The sequence below is a fragment of the Streptomyces sp. NBC_01451 genome (assembly GCF_036227485.1).
Taxonomy (GTDB): Bacteria; Actinomycetota; Actinomycetes; order Streptomycetales; family Streptomycetaceae; genus Streptomyces.
The window spans coordinates 4,983,729-5,005,544 of the sequence record NZ_CP109479.1 but is presented as its reverse complement, the minus strand read 5'-3'; the positions used below and the strand labels follow the sequence as shown (position 1 = coordinate 5,005,544).

Sequence of the window (21,816 nt, the reverse complement as noted above, 5' to 3'; positions counted from 1 at the left end):
CCGCCACGCCCGGCTGTTGGTTGTCCGCGGGCTGGTTTGTGGCTTGTCGCGCAGTTCACCGCGCCCCTTTCACGGGCGCTCGAATCCCCCCTCTCTGGAGACATGGACCATGAGTACGTCGACCCTGGAAGACGAGATCCGCGAGTTCGTCCTGACCGCGGTCATCGACGACATGAACATCCTGCTGAGCCGCGACGGCATCACGGACGACAGCCCGGTGACCGTCGGCGGCCTGGATGTCGACTCCCTGAGCCTGATCGAACTCACGCTGCGGCTGGAGTCGCGGTTCGGTGTCGAGATCCCCGACACCGACATCGAACCCCTGGCCACCCTCACCCTCGGCGGGCTCGTCGCCGATGTCGTCCGCCGAGGTGCAAAGGCATGAGTACGAGCACAGGGGCCACCGGCACCGACATCACCACCGACTCCGTACGGGAGCTGCTGTCCGACAGCAAGGTCTTCCCGGGGCTGCCCGACGACCTCGACGAGGACGCCGAACTCGTCCTGGACTCCCTCGGGTTGGTGTGGCTGCTCCATGTGGTGGAGGAGCGGTACGGCCTGGTCGTGGAGCCCAGCGACGAGGACATCGCCGGGCTGACGTCGCTCCGCCGGCTCACCGGATACCTGCGTACCGCCCAGAAGGGGGGCGCCCGGGATGACGCGTGAGGTGACAGTGACCGGATACGGCGTACGGACCGCGTTCGGCGAGGGCGCGGAGGCCCTGCGGCGCGGGGTGTTCGCGGGGGTGCCGGCGTTCCGGCCCACGACACGCTTCGACACGGGGCCGTACCGTACGGCGGTTGCCGCCGTGGCCCCCGACGGTCCCGACGCGGTCGAGGGGTGGGCGCTCCGGCACGCGCTCCGGCGGTGCGGTGACGATGCGCTGGGTATGGCCGGGCTCGGGGCGGGTGCCGAGGCGGCGGTGGTCCTGGGGGTTGCCGGGGACCATCAGAGCGTCACCCGGTACTGGCGGGACGCCGGGGGCCCTGTGCCCGTCCCGCCGGGGAGGCGGCCGTACGAAGGCCGCGGACTGTCCGCGGCCGAGCGCGCCCACGCGGCGAAGCCCCCGACGTCACCGTCCCGCGCCCCCGAAGTGGCGTCCGCCGTACACCAGTTGGAGGGTCTCGCCGATGCCGTGCCTGCCCGGCTGGCCGAGTTGCTGGCCGACGGCCTCGGTCTGACCGGGCCCCGGCTCACCTTCACCAACGCCTGTGTCGCGTCCGCCGCCGCGATCATTCACGCCTGCCGGCTGATCTCCACCGGGCGGATCGACACGGCCGTGTGTGCGGGCGGCTATCTGGTCGAGGAGGAGACCTTCGGGAAGTTCAACTCCGGGCGGGCGTTGTCCCTGGACGGCATGGTGCGGCCGTTCAGCGCCGATCGCAGCGGGCTGCTCCTGGGCGACGGGGTCGCCGCCGTCGTACTGGAGTCCTCCGAGCACGCCCGGCGGCGCGGGGCCCGGCCGCTCGCCTCCGTCGTCGGCTGGGGCGCCGCCACCGACGCCCACCACATCGCCCAGCCGCACCCGGAAGGCGCCGGCCTGGCCCGCGCCGCACGGCAGGCGATGCGGCAGGCCGGGGACCCGGACGGGGCGTCCCTCGACTACATCAACGCCCATGGCACCGGCACCCGGTACAACGACGGCGCCGAGACCCGGGGCCTGCGCGCCGCCTTCCCCAAGCGGGCCGAATCCATACCGGTCAGCTCGACCAAGAGCACGACCGGCCACCTCCTGGAGGCGGCGGGCGTCGTAGAGTTCGTGATCACCATGCTGGCCCTGCTGGACGGCGTGCTCCCGCCGACCGCCGGATACAGCAGCCCCGACCCGGAGTGCGACCTCGACTACATACCGAACGAACCGCGCTCCGCCGACCCGCGCCGGGCCCTCAACATCAACGCCGCCTTCGGGGGCGCCAACACCGCACTCGTCCTGGAGCGGCCGTGACCACGACCCACGGGACCGCCCTGCGTTCCTCCCTGTCCGTCCTCACCGCCGCCACCGCGACCCACAACACCGGCCGGGACGAGGACATCGCGCTGCCGAAGCTGCCCGGCTTCGTGGAGTCGGCGTTCAGCCCGCTGGCATACGAGGTGAGCAGCAGGTGCCTGACCGCGCGTCCCGGGGACGGCGACCGTACCGCCGTGGCGCTGGCCAGCCTGACGGGTGACACCACCACCGCCGATCTGGCCAGCCGGCGCATGGTGTCCGGGCGGGTCCACAACCCACTGCTGTTCATGCAGGCCACCGCCAACTCCGTACTGGGGCACATGAGCCGGGAGTTCGGCATCACCGGCCAGATGTTCAGCATCTCCACCCTCGACGACCCGCTGACCGAACTGCTCGCCATGGCGGACCTGTTGCTGGAGGACGATCCGGAACTCGACCGGGTCCTGGTGCTGGCCGTGGAACTCGGCGGCAGCGAACGCGTGGCCGCCGTCCACCGCGAACTGGCCGCAGCCCACGGCGCGGGCCCGGAACCGGCACTCCCCGCCGCTGCGGGCCTGGCGGCGGCGGTACTGCTCGGCCGTCCCGGCGCCACCGCCCGGGCGCAGGTGCCGGTCGGATCCGCCGGATCCACCGGGCCGGCGCGCCGACCCGGCAGCATCCAGGGCCTGTTCGAACTGGCCACCGCCCACGCCGAACCGAGCGACGAGAACGAGACGGAGACCCATACCCATGCTCATCAGTAGGCAGGAACGGGCGCGGATCTGCTCCGACACCGAACTGGGCGCCGGGAACATCCTGGCGCGCCTGGCGGCGTACGACCGTCCACGCGACGAGGTCGTCCTCCGGATGGACGGCAACTGGCTCGCCCCCGACGGCAGTTGCCCCACCCACCTCACCCTCGGGGAGTTGCGGGAGGTCGTCGAGACCTACTCGGGCTGGTACACCGCCCACGGGGTGCGCCCCCGCGACCCCGTCGCCCTCCACTCCTGCTCCAGCGCCGAGTTCGCGGTGAACTTCCTGGCGCTGACGTCCCTCGGCGCGATCCCGTCCTTCGTCAACGGCAACCTCGCGCCCGACATGGCGCGCGAGTACGTACGCCGGCAGGGTGCCGTCGGCGCCTTCACGGACCGCGAGCACCACGCCGTACTGGCGTCGAAGGCCCCGGACCCGGCCTCGGGCTCCGGCCTCGGCTTCTGCGTGACCGCCGCCGACATCCGCCCCGAACACCGCGCCTCGCTCCCGCCCTCCTACCCGTACCGGCACGACCCCACCGACCCGGTGCTCATCTCGCACTCGTCCGGAACCACCGGTATGCCCAAGGGAGTTCCGCACACCCACCGCACACTGATGTACGCGCAGCTGCACCGCCTGCGCTACTCCACCGGCACCGACATGGAACGCACCCTGGTCGGACTGCCCGGCGCGCACAACGCGATGGTCGCGACGCTGCTGTACTGCCTTCTCCTGCGCACCGACATAAAGCTTCTCTCCAGCCAGCGCGGCACCGAAGTGCTGGACGCCATCGAGGACTTCAGGCCCACCACCGTGCTGGCCTTCGCCGGCACCTTCGGCGAGATGGCCGCCGAGGACCTGACGACCCGCGACCTCTCCAGCGTGCAGGTGTGGTTCAACACCGGTGACGCGGCGCACGAGGCACACATCCGGGCCCTCGTGCGGTACGGCAGCCACCAGACGATCGGCAAGGACCTGCGGCGCGTACGGGTCGACGGCTCCGTCTTCGTCGACGGGCTCGGCTCCTCCGAGGCCGGCTACTCCGTCTTCCACAACCGGCACACCAAGGACACCTCGGCCTACTCCCGCTGTGTCGGCAGGCCGATCAGTTTCGCCGAGGCCGCCGTACTCGCCGAGGACGGCACCCCGCTGCCGCCCGGCGAGATCGGCCGCCTCGGCCTCAAGTCCCCCACCCTCACGCCCGGTTACTGGAACGACTCGCTGACCTGGAACCGTATGCGCCTCGGCGGCTACTGGCTCACCGGCGACCTCGCCCACCAGGACGAGGACGGCAACTTCTACCACCTCGACCGTGCCCCGGACGCCATCCGCACCCCGGACGGCGTCGTCTTCAGCACCCGCACCGAGGAACTCCTGCTCCGCGAACTCCCCGAACTGGCCGACTGCACGGTCGTCGGGGGCGCCGAGGACGGCGTACGGGCGGACTGGGACGGCGACGGAGTGGCACACGCCTACGCGCTCCTCCAACTCGCGAACGGGGAAGGGGCAAGGGCAGCGGGAGAGGGAGAGGCTGAAGGGGGTCCCACCGACGGGGAGTTGACCGACCGGGTGAACGCGACTCTCAGGTCCGCCGGGTTTCCCCCTGTCACCCGCGCCCTGCGCATGAAGCCGGACGACGTCGCCAAGGGCGCCACCGGCAAGGTCCTCAAACGGGTGATGCGCGACCGCTTCGCCGCTTCCACGGCCGAGGAGCGGCGATGAGCACGGGTCCCGAGGACGTCAACCACCGTGCCCGGGCCGGGGAGGCGTACCGGCTGTGGTGGCAGCACGACGCGAACTGGTACCAGGGGGTGGCGAGCCGGTTCGGGCAGGAGGCCGCGAACGAACTCAACGCCGAGGCGCTGCGCAAGGTCGCGACGCACGTCGGGCAGCGCGTAGGCCGCCTGTCGGGACCGCTCCCCGCCACCGGCGACACCCGCAAGGACCTGGAGGAGCTGCGCCGCAGGTACGACGACTGCGGCGACCGGATGTTCCCGCCGGAACTGCGCAACGCCTCCACGGAGGTCGAGGACGCGACGGACCAGGACGGCCTGATCGTCCTCACGTTGCGCCGGAACTTCGCCGTCACCATGGTGCGGATGGCCGGTTCACTGGACGGCTACCGGTGCCCCTGCACCGACATCCACGCGGGCTGGTCCGAAGGCCTCGGCGTCACTCTGACGGAGAACCGCGCCGAGTCCTGCCTGCGCGACGGCGACAAGGCGTGCCGCCTGCTGATGCGCGTACGCGCACCCCTCACCGACGTCACCAACGGTACGGAGGACTGAACGCCGTGCGGATACTTGTCGCCGGGGCCACCGGAGTGGTCGGACATCCGCTGGTGGGCGCGCTGCGGGCGCGGGGCCACCAGGTGAGCGCGCTGGTAAGGGAGGAGTCCCGGGCCCGCGCTCCGGAAGCGGACGCGATCGTGGTCGCCGACGCCCTCGACCGGGAAGCGCTGCTGACCGCCGTGACGGACGTACGGCCCGAAGTCGTCGTCCATCAGCTGTCGGCGCTGCGGCTGCTGCGCGACGACCCGCCGGAGGCCTTCGCGCGGACCGCGCGACTGCGCACCGAGGGCACCGCCAACCTGCTCGCGGCGGCCCGCGCGGCCGGTGCCCGGCGGCTGGTCGCGCAGTCCATCGCCTTCGCCGCCGCGCCGACCGGAGACCCGGTCGTCGACGAGGACGCGCCCCTGTACGTGGATGCCACGGACCCCGGCTGGGCGTCCACCGTACGGGCCGTCTCCGAGCTGGAGGAACAAGTCCTGGCAGCGGCCGGGGAGTTGAGCGGGCTGGTGCTGCGGTACGGGACGCTGTACGGCCCCGGCACCGCGTACGCCCGTACCGGCGGGACCGGACAGCGGGTGCTGGCGGGGAGGTTACCGCTGCCCGAGGGCGGGGCCGGGATCACCTCCTTCCTGCATGTGGAGGATGCCGTGGGCGCGGCGGTGGCCGCCGTGGAGTCGGAGACCACCGGCGCCTTTCACATCACGGACGACGAACCGGTCCCGGCAGCACAGTGGTTGCCCCATTTCGCCCGGGCACTGGACGCCCCGCCGCCACGCACGGTTCCGGTGACGATGGCACCCCGGCTGCTCGGCTGGTTCATGGCCCACCAGCTGACCTCGGCGGCCGGCGCGTCGAACGCCCGGGCGCGTACGGAACTGGGCTGGAAGCCGGTGCGGCCGAGCTGGCGCGACGGGCTGGGCCAGGAATGACCGGACCCGGCCCCGCACCCGGACCAGTCTCTTCGGGTGACGTCTGCGATGCCGTCGTCGTGTGCGTGATCGGTGCCGGTCCGCGCGGGCTCTCGGTGCTGGAGCGGCTCTGCGCCAACGCGGGCCGGGCCGGCCGCCCGGTCGTGGTCCACCTCGTCGACCCGTACCCGCCCGGCCCGGGCGCGGTGTGGCGCACCGACCAGCCGCCCGAACTGCTGATGAACACGGTCGCCTCCCAGGTGACCCTGTTCACCGACGACAGCGTGCCGTGCGCGGGCCCGTCGGTACCGGGCCCGAGCCTGTACGAGTGGGCGCGCACCCTCGGACCCGATGGGTACCCGGCCCGGGTCCTGGCGGAGGCACGGAGCCTCGGCCCGGACACCTACCCGACCCGCGCCTTCCACGGCCACTACCTGGAATGGGTCCTCCAGCACCTCTTACGCACCGCCCCGCCCGAAGTCACGGTCCACACACACCGGACGACCGCGACCGCACTGGCCGACGAACCGGACGGCGGACAGACGGTGACCCTGGCGGACGGCGATCGGCTCACCGGCCTGGACGCGGTCGTCCTGGCCCTGGGACACGGCAGGTCGACCCCCAGCCCGGAGGAACGCGACCTGCACTCCTTCGCCACCCGCCACGCACGTACCGACCCCGGTACTGGTACTGGTTCCGGAGTGGCCTACGTGGGTCCCGCCAACCCGGCCGACGCCGACCTGAGCGCCATCCGGCCCGGCACCCCGGTCGCTCTGCGCGGACTCGGGCTGAACTTCTTCGACCAGCTGGCCCTGCTCACCGAGGGCCGCGGCGGCACGTTCAAGCAGGGCGACGACCAGGACGGCCGGGGCGCCGGGCTGGTGTACATCCCGAGCGGCAACGAGCCGGTGCTGTACGCGGGTTCACGGCGCGGGGTCCCGTACCACGCGCGCGGGGAGAACGAGAAGGGCGCGCTGGGCCGCCACCACCCCCGCTTCCTGACCCCGGAGATCATCGCCGGCCTGCGGCGGCGCCCCGTCGGCTTCCGCACGGACATCTGGCCCCTGATCGACCGCGAGGTCCGGACCGTCTACTACGAGGCGTGGCTCCGGGCCGCCCAAGGCCCCGGGACAGCGGCGGAGTTCGTACGGTCCTGCTTCGCGGGCCGCGAGTCCGAGTCGGTCCTGCTCGACCGGTACGACGTACCGCCGGACCGGCGCTGGGACTGGCGGCGCATTGAACAGCCTTACGGGGAACGGCACTTCACGGACCGCGCCGACTTCCGGGACTGGCTGCTGGGATATCTGCGGCAGGACGTCGCCGCCGCCCGTCTCGGCAATGTGAACGGCCCGCTGAAGGCGGCGCTGGACGCGTTGCGGGACCTGCGCAACGAGGTCCGGCTGGTGGTCGATCACGGCGGGGTCGTCGGCGAGTCGTACCGGGCCGAACTGGACGGCTGGTACACGCCGTTGAACGCGTTCACGTCGATCGGTCCGCCCGCGTTCCGGATCGAGCAGCTGATCGCGCTGATCGAGGCCGAGGTGCTGCACGTGGTCGGTCCGGGGATGCGGGTACGGCCGACGGAGGGCGCGACGGGCGGCCCTGCCGAAGCCGGTTCCCGTTCGGCCGGTTTCCTCGTGGACGCGGAGAGGGTGGCGGAGGCGCCGGTGCTGGTGAAGGTGCTGGTCGAGGCCCGGCTGCCCGACATCGACCTGCGGCGCAGCGCCAGTCCGCTGCTGCGGGGGCTGCTGGCTGCGGGCGGATGCGTCCCGTACCGGCCGGACCGCCACAAGACGCATGAGGTGGCCAAGACAGCTGAAGCGCATGGAACACAGGGAGCACATGAGGTATCTGCGGTGCGCGAGGTGAGTGAGGTGCGTGAGATCCACGAGACGGGCGGGATGGCGGTGACCGACGGTGCGCCCCGGGTGCTGGACGCGTCGGGGCGACCGCACCCGCGCCGGTTCGCCTTCGGGGTGCCGACGGAGGGGGTGCGCTGGGTGACGGCGGTCGGCATCAGACCGGGCGTGGGCTCGGTGACGCTGGAGGACTCGGACGCGATCGCGCGGGCGGTGCTGGGCCTGGAGGGTTCCGAGGTGCCGTCGCCGAGGGACGGGTCGAACGCCGCCCCTCGGATCTCCGGCCCAGGGAGTCGACGCGCATGAACGGGAGAACGGCTTCCGCCTCCGTGGGCACCGACTCGGGGCTGCTCGCGCCCACCTGGGCGGGTACGCCCGCGGCTGCCGAGGTGACCGACGAGGCGTGGCTCCAGGCCATGCTGGACGTGGAAGTGGCCCTGGCGCAGGCCCAGTTCGAGGTCGGGCTGACCCCCGCCGAGGCGCTGGCGACGATCGTCTCGGAGGCCCACGCGGACCGCCTCGACCTGGTCGCCCTGGCATACGCGGCCCGGGCCGCCGCCAACCCGGTCGTCGCACTCGTCACCGCCTTCACGGAGGTGGTCGCCGCCAAGGACCCGGCCGCCGCCGAGTACGTGCACCGGGGTTCGACCAGCCAGGACGTCCTCGACTCGGCGGCCATGCTGATCGCCCGCCGCGTACTCACCCTGATCGCCACCGACCTCGAACGTACCGCCGCCGCCCTGGCCGCACTCGCCGACACCCACCGCCACACCGTCCTGGCCGGCCGCACCCTGACCCAGCACGCGGTACCCACCACCCTCGGCCTGAAGGCGGCGGGCTGGCTGCAGCTCGTCACGGATGCCCGCACGCGCGTACAGGCGGTGGCGTCCGCTTTGCCGGCCCAACTGGGCGGCGCGGCAGGCACGTTGGCCGCGTATCGGGAGTACGCGGCCTTGGACGGCGGGGCGGGAGGGGCTTCCGGGGGTGAGGGCGGAGTCGAGTTGCTGGCCCCGTTCGCGAAGGCCCTCGGGCTGGCGGAGCCGACGCTGCCGTGGCACACCGTACGCACTCCGATCGCCGAGCTGGGCGCGGTGCTTCAGCTGGTCACCGGGGCGCTCGGCAAGTTCGCGCTGGACGTGCAGACAATGTGCCGTACGGAGATCGGCGAGGTCTCCGAACCGGCGGCGGCCGGACGAGGCGCCTCGTCCGCGATGCCACAGAAACGCAACCCCGCCCTCGCCACCCTCATCGTGTCGGCGGCCCGCCAGGTCCCCGCATACGCGCTGGTGTTGGCCCAGTGCCTGCTGGCGGAGGACGAGCGCCCGGCCGGGGCGTGGCACGCCGAGTGGCAGCCGTTGCGGGAGGCACTGCGGCTGACGGGCGGCGCGGCGCACACGGCGGTGGAGCTGGCGGAGGGCCTGATCGTCCACCCGGACCGCATGCTGGCCAACCTCGAACTGACCGGCGGAGCCGTCGTCACCGAGCGACTGGCGGTCGTACTCGCCCCGGTGCTCGGCAAGGCACACGCGAAGAAGCTCCTGTCGACGGCCGCCGCCGAGTCGGCAACCACCGGCCGCCCACTGACTGAACTCCTCTCCACACAACCCGAGTTGGCAACCAGGCTGCCCCCCACCCATCTGGCGGACCTGCTCGACCCGACCCGCTACACGGGTGCGGCGGACGCACTGATCGACCGAGCACTGCGTACTTACGAGGGCAACGGAGGCGTCGTCCGATGGGCGAAGTGAGAACGAGCGACGTGAGCGGACCAGGTGCCGCGGGTGCTCCCAGCGCTGGAGGCAAGGCCGCCCCGCGCCGGTCATGGCCCGTCCTCCTGGTCGTGGTCTGCGCGCAGATGCTGATCTGGCTGGACACCTCGGTCCTCAACGTCGCCGTCACCACCCTGGCCGACCCGGCCGACGGACTGGGCGCGACCCCGGCCGAGTTGGAGTGGGTGGCGAGCGCCTACACCCTCGTCTTCGCCGGTGCCCTCTTCGCGGGCGGTGCGCTGGCGGACCGCTTCGGCCCCCGGACGACACTTCTCGCGGGCCTGGCGCTGTTCGGCGTGGCCTCGGGAGCCGGTGCCTTCGCCCCGTCGCCCGGCTGGCTGATCGTGGCGCGGGCGGCGATGGGCGCGGGCAGCGCGCTGCTGATGCCGGCGACGCTGTCGGTGATCGTGCAGAGCACCCCGGAGGAGAAGCGCACCCGGGCCATCGCGATCTGGAGTTCGTCCAGCGGCCTGGGGGTGGCCGTGGGCCCGGTGGTCGGCGGGGCGCTGCTCAACAGCTTCTGGTGGGGCTCGGTGTTCCTCGTCAACGCGCCGATCGTGGCGCTGTGCATGGCCGGAGTGGCAGCCGTCGTACCGGAGTTGAAGGGTTCGAGGCGCAGACAGCTGGACCTCCCCGGCATGGCCCTCTCGGTCCTGGGCCTCGGCGGCGTGGTCTACGGGATCATCGAACTCGGCAACGGCCGGGCCTGGTTCGGCCCCCACGTCCTCCTGCCCCTGCTGCTGGGCGGCGCGCTGCTGGCCGCGTTCGTCGCCGGCCAGCGCAGATCCCCCGACCCCAGCCTGGACGTACGGCTGTTCCGGCAGCCCGGGTTCGCGGCCGGGAGTGTGGTCCTGCTGATCGCGTTCATGGCACTGGCCGGGCACCTCTTCTACGCGGCCTTCTACCTCCAGGGCCCGCGCGGCCTCTCCCCCTCCGACGCCGGTCTGGTGATGATCGCCGCCGCGATCGGCATCGTCCTGGGCAGCCAGGCGTCCCCCGCGGCGAGCCGCCGTCTGACGGCCCGTTGGACGGTCGCGGCGGGAGTCCTGGCCACGGCGGTCACCTACCTCGCGTACGCCTGGCTGGACGGCGGAACCCCCCTCTGGTTCATCGCCGCGCTGCTGTGGATCCAGGGCTTCGGAATGGGCCTGGTCGGTACGCCGGTCACGGCCGTGATGATGAGCGGGGTGCCGCCGCAGCTCGCGGGCGCCGGCTCGGCCGTCAACAGCGTCACCCGACAGGTCGGCGGCACGCTGGGGGTGGCGATGGCCGGTTCGATCCTCTCCGGGGTGTACCGGTCACGCATGTCGGACACCGTCGAACTCCCCGCCTCTGTAAGGGAGTTGCCCCCGGCGACGGCGGAACAGGCCCGCACCTCCGCCGAGGCGGCCCGCTCACTGGCCGATTCCCTCCACCTGCCCGAACTGGCGACGACGGCCGACCGGGCCTTCCTCGACGCGATGTACGCCGCCACCCTCTCCGTCGCCGCCCTGGCCCTCGTCGGCTTCGCGGTGTCGGTGGTGGGCCTGCGCACACGGACGAGGAGGTGAGGGTGCCGACACCTGCGCCGATATCGATACCGGTGGTGGCCGAGAAGGAGGGGGAGAGGGAGAGGACGGAAAAGGAACAGGAAGCGGAGCGGGAGATGGAGCGGGAGAGAGAGCGGGAGCGGGACGTGGAGAGGGAAGTCATGATGGCGCAGGCGACGCCTCGTTCGGTCTTCGTCAGCGGCGGAAACAGGGGGATCGGGCTGGCCATAGCCCGCCGTTTCGCGACAGCCGGCGACCGGGTCGCGGTGACGTACCGAGGCGAGCAGCCCCCGGAGGCCGAGGCGGAGGGATTCCTCGCCGTACGCTGCGATGTGACGGACAGTCAGCAGGTGGACCGGGCTTTCAAGGAGGCCGAGGCGGCACACGGCCCGGTGACGGTCCTGATCGCCAACGCGGGCACGTCGAACGACCGCCTGCTGGTGCGGATGACCGAGGCGGACTTCACCTCGGTCGTCGACACCAACCTCACCGGGGCCTTCCGCGTCACCCAGCGCGCGATACGCGGCATGCTCCGCGAAGGTCACGGCCGTATCGTCCTCATCTCCTCGACGGCGGCCCTGCACGGCTCCGCCGGCCAGACCAACTACGCGGCGGCCAAAGCGGGGCTGGTCGGCTTCGCCCGCTCCCTCACCCGCGAAATGGGCCCCCGGGACATCACCTGCAACGTGGTGGCCCCCGGCCTCACGGAAACGGACATGAGCAGCGCCCTCACTCCCGACCAACGCCGCGACCTGCTCCGGCAGACCCCGGCCGGCCGTCTCGCCCGCCCGGACGAGGTCGCGGACGCGGTGACGTTCCTGACGGGGGCCGGGTATGTGCGGGGTGCGGTGATTCCGGTGGACGGGGGCGCGGGGCTGGGGCACTGAGGCGGCACACCCACACCCCCGCAGCCCCCGCAGCCCTCCCAGCCCCCAGCCCCCAGCCCCCAGCCCCCAGCCCCCAGCACCGCAGTCCGACGTCAGGTGTTGACGGTCCCGGCCCTGCGGACGTGCAGCACGTTGCCGTCCAGGGGCAGGGGTGCCCGGCCCACCAGGGTGAGGCCCGCGTCGGCGAACAGCCGGGCGTAGTGGTCGGCACGCCGTTCGCGGCCACCGACGTTGCACATCATGTGCAGGTCCCAGGCCGTGGCCAGCGAGGCCGAGCCGTCGGCGGGCAGAACTCGTTCGACGACGAGCAGATCGGCGGTGTCGGACATCGCGCGGGCACAGTGGCGCAGGATCTCGCGGCAGCGGTCGTCGTCCCAGTCGTGCAGGACGCGGGACAGGACGTAGACATCGCCGCCCGCGGGTACGTCCGCGAAGTCGCCCGCTTGGAAGGCGCACCGCGCCGCGTGGCCGGCCGCGCCGAGGAGGACACGGGCGGCCTCGACGGTGTGCGGGCGCTCCAGCAGGAGGCCGTGCAGGCGGGGGTGTGCGGAAAGGATTCGGCTGAGCAACTCCCCGCTGCCGCCCGCGATGTCGACCACCGTGGCCCCTTCGGCCGCCCCGGTGAGGACCGGGTGGGCGGGCAGCGGGTCGAACATCCGTGAACCGGCGGCCATCGACCGGTCGAAGAGTTCGGCGAGCTCGGGGTCACGGGCGAAGTGGTCGAAGTGGTTCTCGCCGAAGCGCTGCTCGAAGGCGACCCGCCCGGTTCGCACGGTGTCCCCGAGTCCGGCGAAGGACTCGTAGAACGGTCCCCCGTACATCAGCGCCAGCGACCGCATCGACCCTTCGGCGTCCGCGCGCAGCAGGCGGCCGGTGTCCGTGAGCCGGAAGCCGTCGCGGTCCTCGCCGACCACGCCGAGCATGGTGAGGTAGCGCAGCAGAGTGGCCAGGTTCGGCTCGAACGCGCCGACCTCGTGCGCCAGTTCCGCCAGCCCGACGCTCCGCTCCCCGTCCATCGCGTCGGCCACCTCCAGCCGCGCGAAAGCGGCCAGGGCCTGCGTCGTCCACGCCCCGGTCAGCAGGCGCAGCAGGGTCTCGGCGGGATGGTTCCCGCGGTGCTCGTCGAGGTGGGCGGCGAGGATGTCGCGGTGGCCACCGGGGACGTACAACTCCACGCGCCGGTAAGGGGCCTTGGCCTCGGCGGGCGCGGTGAAGTAGAACACCGTGCCGTTCTCGTGCGGGTTGTAGCCGCCGCCGCCGGGGGTGGCCCCGTACTGTCCGAAGGCCGCGCACAGGCCGCGCAGCACCAACGGGTCGGGGGCCTCGACCTCGAAGGCGACATGCGCCTCGTGCTGCCGCTCCCGCTCGTGCGCGGCGACCGTGTCGAGGTCCGACCCCGGCGGCACGGTCAGCGCGAACACCTCGACCATGCGGCGCTCCCCGTCCAGGCACTCCACCCCGGGGCGCAGAATGCCGACGTCGAGTTCCGCCGCACTCCGCTTGTGCCGTACGGCGAGACGCTCACGCACGACGACGCTCGGCCGCGGCGGCGTGTCCGCGACGAGCCCGCAGTCGGCGAGCATGGCGTCCAACTCCGCCTCGCCGGGCGGGAAGACGAGCAGCGCCGCGTGCCGGAACTCGCAGTGCTCCACCAGGCTCCGCAGTTCCGGGCCGTCGAGCCCGGGAAGCAGAAGCGGGAGCAGTGTGGCGGTGTCCTGTTCCTTGACGAAGTCGACCGTCGCGCGCAGGCGGGACGTGTCGCCGTCCGCCGATGCCGTGATCATTGCGGGGAATCCTCATTCCGGGGCTCTGAGATGCGCGTACGGACGTACGCGGGTGCGGAGTTCATGGGTTCGGGAGTTCGGGAGTGGGGGGATTCGGTAGTTCGGGGAATCGGTGGTTCGGCGATTCGGTGATCCAGGAATCCATGGATGACGGGATCCAGGGCCGACGGGCACGGGTGACGGGCACAGGTGACGGGCTGACGGGGCCTACACGCCGACGTAGTGCTCGGCGAACCAGTCCTGCTGGCTGCGCGAGGTGCGCAGCGAGGTGAGGCGGGAGCGGCGCAGGGAGTTGTGGAAGAGCGACTCGCCGTCCGCGCCGGACGGGCCGTGCAGCAGCCCGATCATCCAGTGGGAGAACTCCTGCGCACGCCAGATGTGTGCCAGACACCGCGCCGAGTAGGCGTCGAGGCCCTCGGGGTCCCCGGCGATGAGGTCGTCGATCACGGCGCGGGCCAGCAACTCCGCTTCGAGGACAGCGAGGTTGGCGCCCTTCGCGGCGGACGGGCTGATCAGACCGGCGGCGTCGCCGGCCAGGAACAACGCGCCGTGGCGCAGTGGTTCGAGCACGTCGGACTCCAGGTCGACGACGGAACGCTGCACGACGCGCCCCCGGCGCAGCGGGCCGTACTCCCCCGCCCGCATCCGCGTCTCCAACTCGTCCCAGATCCGCTCCTCGGACCAGTCGTCGGCCCGGGTGCCGCGCTCGCACTGCAGGTAGTAGCGGGTGACCTCGCTGGTGCGGGCCATGTGCCCGGCGAACCCGCGCTCGTGCACCGCGTATCCGACGGCGTCCAGGCTCGGCGGCGCCTCGGCGAGCAGACCGAGCCAGGTCACGCCGTGATCGCGGTGGTGACGGACCGTGCCGGCCGGCAGTGACCGGCGGGCCGCGCCGTGCCGCCCGTCGCAGCCGGCCACGTACCGCGCCCGCCACAGGCCGGGCCGGCCGTCGGCGTCGCGCACGGCCACCTCGGGCCGCTCACTGTCGGCGTCGTGCACGGCCAAGGCCTCGGTGCCGAAACGGAGTTGTCCGCCGCGTTCCAGGAACCGCGTCAACAGGTCGGTCACCAGGTCCTGTTGGGGGTAGACAGTGTGCCGCTCCCGCCGGCCGAGCCCGCTGTAGTCCAGCCGGAACCGGCCGTCCTCGGCACGGAACTCACAGGTGCTGTGGAGTTGCCCGCGCCGCCACAACCCCTCGGCGAGGCCGTTCCGTTCCAGGATCCGTACGGTGTTGGCGGCCAGGAACCCGGCACGGGCCCGCGTCTGCACATGCGTGCGCTCGGCCCGCTCCAGAACGACGCAGTCGATCCCCCGGTCCACAAGAATGTTGCCGAGCACGAGCCCGGCCGGCCCTGCCCCGAGGACGACCACATCGGCCACTTGGTCGGCCGATCGGCGCCGACTCTTCCCGTCTGTCACGGAACCCGATATTAGGTAGCCAGAAGTCCATGTCAGCGCATAAATCACCTGAATGCCCGGTTCGAACGGTAAGCCGAACGGCAGCGGGACCACGACTACGGGCAACGGGCGGACCTGAACGTGTCGACAGGACCTAGCATCGCCACATGCGTTTATGGCGGAGTCATGACACGGTCGCATCCCTCCCCCGCGACCCCCGGGCCGACGAGTATCCGATGCCGTTCGTTCCGTACGGCTGGTACGCCGTACTCCGCAGCGCCGAACTGAGGCCGGGCAAGGTCGTCAGCCTCCACTACTTCGGACGCGCGCTCATCGCCTTCCGGGGAACCGACGGGCGGGCGACCGTCCGGGACGCGCACTGCCCCCACTACGGCGCCCACCTGGGCGCCGGCGGCAAGGTGGTGGACGGCACGGTGGTGTGCCCGTTCCACGGCTGGCGGTTCGGCACGGACGGCCGGTGCGTGGAGGCACCGTTCGCCACCCGCACCCCCAAAGTGTCCCTCGGCGGCTTCCCGGTCCGCGAACACAGCGGACTCGTCCTCGTCCACGCCGGCCCGGGCGAGCCGAGTTGGGAGGTACCGGAAATCCCCGAGACGGAGTCCAAGGCGTACGCCTCCCCGATCGACGACATCTGCCGGGCGCGCGTCCACGTCCAGGAGATGCGCGAGAACATCGTCGACGAGTCCCACTTCCACTTCATCCACGGCCAGAGCGAACCCCCCGTCCAGGACTGGCGCCAGGACGGCCCGTACGCCGAGGCCCGCGGCCGGATCTCCCGACGCGTCCTCGCCTGGGACATCAACAACACCTTCGACGCGTTCATGTACGGCCCGGGCGTCATGGTGGTCCGCGTCCACGGCCCCGTCCTGTCGGTGACCGCGGTCGCCCTCACCACCCCGATCGACGACCGCACGAGCGAACTCCGGATGCTGTACTACCTCCGCAAACCGGCCCGACTCCCGTTCCTGACACCGCTCTTCAAGCTCGTCTTCCGCGCGGAAGCCCTGGGCGAGGTACGGGAGGAGGTCGAGATCTGGGACCACAAGATCCACCAGGCCCGCCCGGTACTGCTCCCGCACGAGAAGGGCATCCGGGCGCTGCGGCGCTGGTACGGGCAGTTCTATCCACCGTCGGACGTACCGATTCCGGGGGCACGCCGGGCGGACCTGCCGGACGGGGCGGAGAGCGGGCCTACGGCGGGTGACGAGCCGGTCCGGACAGGGACGCAAGGAGTCGAGTCTTGATCACCCCTGGCAGAGACAATCCCGCGACGGAGAGACCCTGCCGAGGAGCCTCACCGCAGGGGCTCATGGAACCTGTCGGTAGATTTCGCGACGGTTGCCGACTGCCAGGACCCACACGATCAGCCGGCCATCCTCAACGGTGTAGACGACACGGTAGTCGCCGACCCTGAGCCGCCAGCGAGCACTGTGCCCTTGCAAGGCTTTAACGTCGAAGGATGCGGTGTCGCCGACGTCCAGCGCCTTCTGGAGTTCGGCGAGGCGGTACAGGATACGCAGGGCATCCGGCCGCGGGACCTTGAGCATGCTCCGCTGAGCATGCGGGGTGAAGCGTGTGACGTACCCCATGAGGTCAGCCTTGTTCAGCGCGCAGCAGAGCGGCCATCTCTTCGAGCGAAACCGACCCCTCCGTGCCCTCGGACTCGGCTTCGTCAGCGAGCCGGTTGAGCCACGCCTCCTCGGCGTTCTCCGCGATCTCACGCAGGCGCCGGTACTCCTGGATGTCGATCACGACGGCTTCCTGCTTGCCGCGCCGAGTGATGATCGTCGGGGTTTCCTCCCGTCGAGCCCGATCGATGACGTCAGCCAGGTGACTGCGGACATCGGCCATGGATTCGATCACTGGATCACTCATGTCACGAATGTAGCAGATGTACATCAGACGGTGGGTGTCCGGGCTGGGGATGCCGCACAACCTGCGGCGCCACAGCCGACGCCCCCTCTCCCCGACAAGGAGCACAGCGAGGTGCCTGCCCACAGGTCCAGAGCACCCCCGGCCATCCATCTGGTCGGGGGTGCTCTTCTTCTACTCTGCGCTCAGTGCTTGATGCGCTCCACGAAGGCACCCCAAGCCATCCCGGAAGCAACCAGGGTCGAACTCCATCGACACCAGGCCGAGTTGGCCCCCCGAGAGCTGCGTCCTGTTTCGCCCCCCACCTTCCACGTTGCCGCTACTGTTGCCGGTCAGCCGGGTCAGTTCGTCATGGGCCAACATGCCCCTCCGCCCCGGGCCGCCCGAGCTCGCTCCCGCGAGTGAACCGCCGGGGACTCAACCCCCTCTCCACAACCGGGATCACCCCGCCCGGCTCCACGCGGGCTGCGAGGATGCCCGTACCGGAACGGAAAGAGGGAGATCAGCGTGCTGCTGTTTCTACTGACAGGCGTCCTCGTGCTCGCCATCGGCGGATGCGTCTGTGTCGTGTGGGCCGCGCGGGGCGGACCGCCCTGGGTGCGCGCGGTGGCCACCGTGACCATGGTGACGGGTCAGGTGGTGCGCGCGATGGGGACCAAGAGCAACAACAGCGGCAGCAACAACCAGAGTTCCGGCGACGACTAGGACAGGGCCGTCGAGATGAGGTGAGGCGAGGTGGGGCGCGGCGCGGTGAAGCGAGATGACTGTGCGTCAGTTCCGCCGGTCAGGGTCGCCCGGCGCCGGTTTCCGCCCTGTGTGCCATCCGGGCCAGCAGGAGGGCACCCCCAGCCGCCGCCCCCACCGCTCCCATCGCCAGGAATCCGCCGGAGGAACGCCAGGACAGGACCGACCACCGCGACTGTGCCGAGAGCACCGAGCCCGTGCTCAGCCACGATCCGGCCGAGATCAGCGACAGGGCGGACCCGATCGAGCCGACCGACAGGGCACTTCCGATCGAACCGACGGACAGGGCGGAACCGACGGACCCCACGGACAGCACCGATCCCACCGAGCCGATCGACAGCACGGAGTCCTGTGACCACAACGACAGCACCGAACCAGAGGAGACACGACCGGTCGACCGTTCGGACAGTTTTGTCATGAGGCCATCTTGCCCGAACCACTGACCGTGCGCCGGTCGGGCCGAGGTACGGCGGCCGGCTCGAAGGGCCGCCGGATGAGTACGCGTCCGACGGCGGCGAGCACCCACCTTTGCTCAAGTGACGCCGAGTCGTGGAGAGTCGAGATGGCGGGGCGAGCGAAGGCCGCGCGACCACGCCGGTGCCATCGGGTGATTCACCGGGGAACTCCCCGCGAATCGCCGCCTGTTCACCGGGAGATTCCACGGCACACGCCAGACGGCAGACCCGAGAGGGCAACCGGCCTGCTCCGCTTGCCGTTTGAACGCGCGACCAGGCCGGGGGCCAAAGAGTCGCTACTGGAAAGTAGTCAGCGAACTCCGTGAAGAACCTGTGCAGTTACTGAGGTTTCAAACATCCTGGCTTTCTCGCAGCAACCTCATGGGCACAAGATGACCTTGATCTCGGGGACTTGACCACTCCATTCGGGAAAGGCACCACCTTGTCCCAGCAACACCCCGGCCGACGCCGGAGCGTCGGCCGACGAGCAGCCTCTCTGCTCGCCCCAGCACTCGCCGGGGGACTGATTCTCACCTACAGCCCACTCGCCCAGGCCTCGTCGGCCGACACCGTCCGGCGGACGCAGACGTTCTCCGCCGGCACCTACCTCGTGCAGATCGCGGGCGATCCCGTCGCCACGTACCCGAAGACCGCGCCCGCGCCCGGGAAGCGGCTGGACACACGGACGCAGGCCGTGCGGGACTACGTCGGCCGACTGAAGCGGCAGCGCGAGGAGGTGCTGGACGAGGTGCCGGGCGTCCGGCCGCTGTACAGCTACCAGTACGTACTCAACGGTTTCGCCGCGAAGTTGACGGCCCGTCAGGCCAACACCCTGGCCCGTACCGAGGGCGTCGTCTCCCTGGCCCGCAACGAGATGCGCCGGGTGACGGCCACCGCGGACACGGAGGCGGAAGCGGGCGCCACGGACACCGTCCACGCCACAACCGCCCGCACGGCGTCCACCGCGGTGACGTCCACCGCGACGGCGGCTGCCGCGAAGGCGTCCTCCGGCACCCTCCCCGTGCCCGACACCGCCGGGTTCCTCGGGCTGAAGAAGCCCGGCGGGCTCTACTCCAAGGTGCCCGGCGGACAGAAGAACGCGGGCCGGGGACTCATCCTCGGTGTCATCGACACCGGGATCGACCCCGACAACCCCTCCCTCGCCGCCCTTCCGGAGCCCCTCTCCGACGCCGCCGTCATCGCCAAGAAGTGGAAGGGCAGCTGTGACCCCGGCGCGGACAGCGCACACCGGGTCACCTGCAACAACAAGGTGATCGGCGCCCAGTACTTCAACAAGGGCCTCACCGACCCCACCGACACCGACTGGGCGTCCCCGATGGACGCCGAGTCCCACGGCACCCACACCGCGACCACCTCGGCCGGCAACTACGACGTGGCCGCCACCGTGCCCGACACCGCGATATCCGGCCGTATATCGGGGCTCGCTCCGGCGGCCCGCATCGCCGCCTACAAGGTGTGCTGGCACGACGGCTGCCCGACGGTGGACATCGCCGCCGCCTACGACAAGGCCGTCGCCGACGGTGTCGACGTCATCAACTACTCCATCGGCGGCGGCAACGGGGACCCCACGAACATCCCCGAGTACACGGCGATGTTCAACGCCGCCAAGGCGGGCGTCTTCGTCTCGACCTCGGCGGGCAACTCCGGGCGCGGCACCGTCTCCAACAACGTCCCGTGGGTGACCACCGTCGCCGCTTCCAGCCACGACCTCGGCTACCGCACGACGGTCACCCTCGGCAACGGCGCCTCCTACTCCGGTGTCGGCGTCAGCGGCACCGCCGTACCGTCCGCGCCGCTCGTCGACGCGGCGAAGGCCGCCCGTGACGGCGTCGACCCCGCACAGGCCGAACTGTGCGTAGCCGACAGCCTCGACCCGGCCGAGGTCAAGGGTGCGATCGTGCTCTGCAAGCGCGGCGTCAACGCCCGCGTCGACAAGAGTGCCCAGGTCAAGGCCGCGGGCGGCGTCGGCATGGTGTTGTACTACGTCAACGAGGCCGACGACACGATCGCCGACGCCCACACCCTCCCGACCGCCTACCTGAAGCCCGCCGGTGGTCTGGCCGTCAAGGCGTACGCCGACAGCACCGGCGCCACCGCCTCCCTCAGCGCCGCGAAGGCCGTGTACCAGCGGGCCCCGCAGATCGCCGGGTTCTCCTCCGGCGGCCCTGACCTCACCAGCGGCGGCGACCTGCTCAAGCCCGACATCGCGGCGCCCGGCATGGACATCGTCGCGGGCACCGCCCCGGGCGGCGAGAACGGCGTGTTCAAGGGCGAGCAGGGCATCATGTCCGGTACGTCCATGGCCTCCCCGCATGTCGCCGGACTCGCCCTGCTGCTGCGGCAGTCGCACCCCGACTGGTCCCCCATGGAGGTCAAGTCGGCGCTGATGACCACCGCGACCACCAAGGACAACGAGGGCAGGGCGATCGGGCGCACCAACGTCGAGGGCGCGGCCACCCCGCTCGACTACGGCTCCGGACACGTCGTACCGAACACCGCCGACAACCCCGGCCTCGTCTACGACTCCGACTCCGCCGACTGGACGTCGTACATGTGCGCCCTCGGCGACCAGCCGGTGACCGGCGACGGCAGCGACGCCTGCGCCACCGCCCGCAAGACCGACGCGAGCGACCTCAACACCCCGAACATCTCGGTCGGCGACCTGGCCGGCAGGCAGACCGTCACCCGCACGGTCACCAACGTCACCGCCACCACCGGCGTCTACACCGCCGAGCTCCAGACCCCGCACGGCTACAAGGCCGAGGTCACCCCGAAGCGGCTGGTCGTCCCGGCGGGCGGATCGGCGACGTACGAGGTCACCTTCGCCCGCACCGACGCCGCCTACGACGACTGGGTCTACGGCTCGGTCACCCTCAGCGACAAGGACAACCACCGGGTCCGCAGCACCGTCGCCCTGCGGGCCGTACAGATCGCCGCACCGGCCACGGCCACCGGCACCGACGCGACCGGCTCGGTCACCCTCACGCCGAAGGCCGGCTGGAAGGGCACCTTCACCACCACGGTGAACGGCCTCTACGCGGGCACCACCAGGACGGGCACCCTGACCGGCGCCGACCGCGACTTCGGCCCGCCGCCCGCACAGTTGGCGCCCTCCGCGGTCAAGACGGAGATCGTCGTCCCCGAGGGCTCCGCCCTCGCCCGCGTCGCACTCCGCTCCGCCGACCATGTGGCGGGCAGCGACGTGGACCTGTGGGTGTACGACAAGGACCGCAACCTGCTCTCGAACCCCGACGACGGCAACGACGAGCAGGTCGACCTCACCCCGGGCACCTACGAGGTGTACGTCAACCAGTACGCCCTGCCCGAGGGTGTCACCAGCCAGACGTACACCCTCCACACCTGGCTGATCGGCCCGGGCACCCGGCCCGACCTTCCGGCCACGATCACCCCGGCCGAGCGGAAGGTGGCAGCGGGCGACACCGTCGCCACCACCGTCTCCTGGCGCGACCTGACGCCCGGTGGCGAGTATCTCGGCGTCGTCGAGTACGGCGACGGCACCGACACGGTCGGCTCGACCGTCCTGACCGTCGAGCCGTAACAGCACACGAGCAAGCACAAACAGGCACACAAACAAGGT

19 protein-coding genes are annotated in these 21,816 nt (G+C 71.4%); 14 read left to right on the top strand and 5 right to left on the bottom strand.

The features are described 5' to 3' along the window. The first annotated feature begins 109 nt into the window (after window positions 1-109). The 11 genes from OG595_RS21950 to fabG all read left to right on the top strand — a co-directional run bounded on the left by OG595_RS21950 (window position 110) and on the right by fabG (window position 11,923). A complete protein-coding gene (locus tag OG595_RS21950; RefSeq protein WP_329274462.1) occupies window positions 110-385 on the top strand; it encodes an acyl carrier protein in 276 nt (91 codons plus the stop codon). Beyond that, the gene (locus tag OG595_RS21945) at window positions 382-666 is read left to right on the top strand and encodes an acyl carrier protein (RefSeq protein ID WP_329274460.1); all 285 of its coding nucleotides are present in this window, start codon (window positions 382-384) and stop codon (window positions 664-666) included. Before OG595_RS21950 ends, OG595_RS21945 begins: the two co-directional genes overlap by 4 nt. Continuing rightward, on the top strand, window positions 656-1,945 hold the full coding sequence (locus OG595_RS21940) for a beta-ketoacyl-[acyl-carrier-protein] synthase family protein (RefSeq protein ID WP_329274458.1): 1,290 nt from the start codon (window positions 656-658) through the stop codon (window positions 1,943-1,945). The genes OG595_RS21945 and OG595_RS21940 overlap by 11 nt, the downstream gene beginning before the upstream one ends. After that, on the top strand, window positions 1,942-2,691 hold the full coding sequence (locus OG595_RS21935) for a hypothetical protein (RefSeq protein WP_329274456.1): 750 nt from the start codon (window positions 1,942-1,944) through the stop codon (window positions 2,689-2,691). Before OG595_RS21940 ends, OG595_RS21935 begins: the two co-directional genes overlap by 4 nt. Beyond that, window positions 2,678-4,402, top strand: a complete 1,725-nt coding sequence (locus tag OG595_RS21930; protein WP_329274454.1) for a class I adenylate-forming enzyme family protein — start codon at window positions 2,678-2,680, stop codon at window positions 4,400-4,402. Before OG595_RS21935 ends, OG595_RS21930 begins: the two co-directional genes overlap by 14 nt. Then, window positions 4,399-4,968, top strand: coding sequence for a hypothetical protein (locus tag OG595_RS21925; protein WP_329274452.1), 570 nt, complete (start codon window positions 4,399-4,401; stop codon window positions 4,966-4,968). The genes OG595_RS21930 and OG595_RS21925 overlap by 4 nt, the downstream gene beginning before the upstream one ends. A 5-nt stretch (window positions 4,969-4,973) precedes the next feature. Continuing rightward, window positions 4,974-5,900, top strand: a complete 927-nt coding sequence (locus OG595_RS21920) for an NAD-dependent epimerase/dehydratase family protein (RefSeq protein WP_329274449.1) — start codon at window positions 4,974-4,976, stop codon at window positions 5,898-5,900. Beyond that, entirely contained in the window at window positions 5,897-8,044 is a 2,148-nt protein-coding gene (locus OG595_RS21915; RefSeq protein WP_329274446.1) for an FAD/NAD(P)-binding protein, read from the top strand. The genes OG595_RS21920 and OG595_RS21915 overlap by 4 nt, the downstream gene beginning before the upstream one ends. After that, window positions 8,041-9,486, top strand: a complete 1,446-nt coding sequence (locus OG595_RS21910; RefSeq protein WP_329274444.1) for a class-II fumarase/aspartase family protein — start codon at window positions 8,041-8,043, stop codon at window positions 9,484-9,486. Before OG595_RS21915 ends, OG595_RS21910 begins: the two co-directional genes overlap by 4 nt. After that, a complete protein-coding gene (locus OG595_RS21905; protein ID WP_329274441.1) occupies window positions 9,474-11,057 on the top strand; it encodes an MFS transporter in 1,584 nt (527 codons plus the stop codon). Before OG595_RS21910 ends, OG595_RS21905 begins: the two co-directional genes overlap by 13 nt. 143 nt (window positions 11,058-11,200) lie before the next feature. Then, window positions 11,201-11,923, top strand: coding sequence for a 3-oxoacyl-ACP reductase FabG (gene fabG / locus OG595_RS21900; protein ID WP_329283101.1), 723 nt, complete (start codon window positions 11,201-11,203; stop codon window positions 11,921-11,923). A gap of 92 nt (window positions 11,924-12,015) precedes the next feature. Here fabG and OG595_RS21895 read toward each other — a convergent pair whose 3' ends face one another. Both OG595_RS21895 and OG595_RS21890 read right to left on the bottom strand, forming a co-directional pair. Then, window positions 12,016-13,707, bottom strand: coding sequence for a methyltransferase (locus tag OG595_RS21895; RefSeq protein WP_329274438.1), 1,692 nt, complete (start codon window positions 13,705-13,707; stop codon window positions 12,016-12,018). Between the two features lie 207 nt (window positions 13,708-13,914). Beyond that, entirely contained in the window at window positions 13,915-15,078 is a 1,164-nt protein-coding gene (locus OG595_RS21890) for a 4-hydroxybenzoate 3-monooxygenase (RefSeq protein ID WP_329283100.1), read from the bottom strand. A gap of 263 nt (window positions 15,079-15,341) precedes the next feature. On the opposite strand from OG595_RS21890, the gene OG595_RS21885 reads away from it, so the two are divergent. Continuing rightward, entirely contained in the window at window positions 15,342-16,370 is a 1,029-nt protein-coding gene (locus OG595_RS21885; protein ID WP_329274435.1) for a Rieske 2Fe-2S domain-containing protein, read from the top strand. Window positions 16,371-16,433: 63 nt separating this feature from the next. Here the strand turns inward: OG595_RS21885 and OG595_RS21880 are convergent, their stop codons facing one another. Beyond that, a complete protein-coding gene (locus OG595_RS21880) occupies window positions 16,434-16,715 on the bottom strand; it encodes a type II toxin-antitoxin system RelE family toxin (protein WP_329274432.1) in 282 nt (93 codons plus the stop codon). Window positions 16,716-16,719: 4 nt separating this feature from the next. After that, window positions 16,720-17,001: a type II toxin-antitoxin system Phd/YefM family antitoxin gene (locus OG595_RS21875; protein ID WP_329274430.1), complete on the bottom strand. Its 282-nt coding sequence runs from the start codon at window positions 16,999-17,001 to the stop codon at window positions 16,720-16,722. Window positions 17,002-17,505: 504 nt separating this feature from the next. On the opposite strand from OG595_RS21875, the gene OG595_RS21870 reads away from it, so the two are divergent. Further along, window positions 17,506-17,703, top strand: coding sequence for a hypothetical protein (locus OG595_RS21870; RefSeq protein ID WP_329274428.1), 198 nt, complete (start codon window positions 17,506-17,508; stop codon window positions 17,701-17,703). A gap of 79 nt (window positions 17,704-17,782) precedes the next feature. On the opposite strand, the gene OG595_RS21865 is transcribed toward OG595_RS21870, so the two are convergent. Next, window positions 17,783-18,160, bottom strand: a complete 378-nt coding sequence (locus OG595_RS21865) for a hypothetical protein (protein ID WP_329274425.1) — start codon at window positions 18,158-18,160, stop codon at window positions 17,783-17,785. 479 nt (window positions 18,161-18,639) lie between these two features. On the opposite strand from OG595_RS21865, the gene OG595_RS21860 reads away from it, so the two are divergent. Next, window positions 18,640-21,777, top strand: coding sequence for a S8 family peptidase (locus OG595_RS21860; protein WP_329274421.1), 3,138 nt, complete (start codon window positions 18,640-18,642; stop codon window positions 21,775-21,777). The last annotated feature ends 39 nt before the right edge of the window (window positions 21,778-21,816 follow it).

What these genes read in the sequence shown, in the direction of transcription:
- OG595_RS21865 (WP_329274425.1), bottom strand. Translation starts at nt 18,160, where the DNA reads ATGACAAAACTGTCCGAACGGTCGACCGGTCGTGTCTCCTCTGGTTCG.
- OG595_RS21880 (WP_329274432.1), bottom strand. Translation starts at nt 16,715, where the DNA reads ATGGGGTACGTCACACGCTTCACCCCGCATGCTCAGCGGAGCATGCTC.
- OG595_RS21950 (WP_329274462.1), top strand. Translation starts at nt 110, where the DNA reads ATGAGTACGTCGACCCTGGAAGACGAGATCCGCGAGTTCGTCCTGACC.
- OG595_RS21885 (WP_329274435.1), top strand. Translation starts at nt 15,342, where the DNA reads ATGCCGTTCGTTCCGTACGGCTGGTACGCCGTACTCCGCAGCGCCGAA.
- OG595_RS21940 (WP_329274458.1), top strand. Translation starts at nt 656, where the DNA reads ATGACGCGTGAGGTGACAGTGACCGGATACGGCGTACGGACCGCGTTC.
- OG595_RS21945 (WP_329274460.1), top strand. Translation starts at nt 382, where the DNA reads ATGAGTACGAGCACAGGGGCCACCGGCACCGACATCACCACCGACTCC.
- OG595_RS21910 (WP_329274444.1), top strand. Translation starts at nt 8,041, where the DNA reads ATGAACGGGAGAACGGCTTCCGCCTCCGTGGGCACCGACTCGGGGCTG.
- OG595_RS21895 (WP_329274438.1), bottom strand. Translation starts at nt 13,707, where the DNA reads ATGATCACGGCATCGGCGGACGGCGACACGTCCCGCCTGCGCGCGACG.
- OG595_RS21925 (WP_329274452.1), top strand. Translation starts at nt 4,399, where the DNA reads ATGAGCACGGGTCCCGAGGACGTCAACCACCGTGCCCGGGCCGGGGAG.
- OG595_RS21930 (WP_329274454.1), top strand. Translation starts at nt 2,678, where the DNA reads ATGCTCATCAGTAGGCAGGAACGGGCGCGGATCTGCTCCGACACCGAA.
- OG595_RS21905 (WP_329274441.1), top strand. Translation starts at nt 9,474, where the DNA reads ATGGGCGAAGTGAGAACGAGCGACGTGAGCGGACCAGGTGCCGCGGGT.
- fabG (WP_329283101.1), top strand. Translation starts at nt 11,201, where the DNA reads ATGGCGCAGGCGACGCCTCGTTCGGTCTTCGTCAGCGGCGGAAACAGG.
- OG595_RS21875 (WP_329274430.1), bottom strand. Translation starts at nt 17,001, where the DNA reads ATGAGTGATCCAGTGATCGAATCCATGGCCGATGTCCGCAGTCACCTG.
- OG595_RS21915 (WP_329274446.1), top strand. Translation starts at nt 5,897, where the DNA reads ATGACCGGACCCGGCCCCGCACCCGGACCAGTCTCTTCGGGTGACGTC.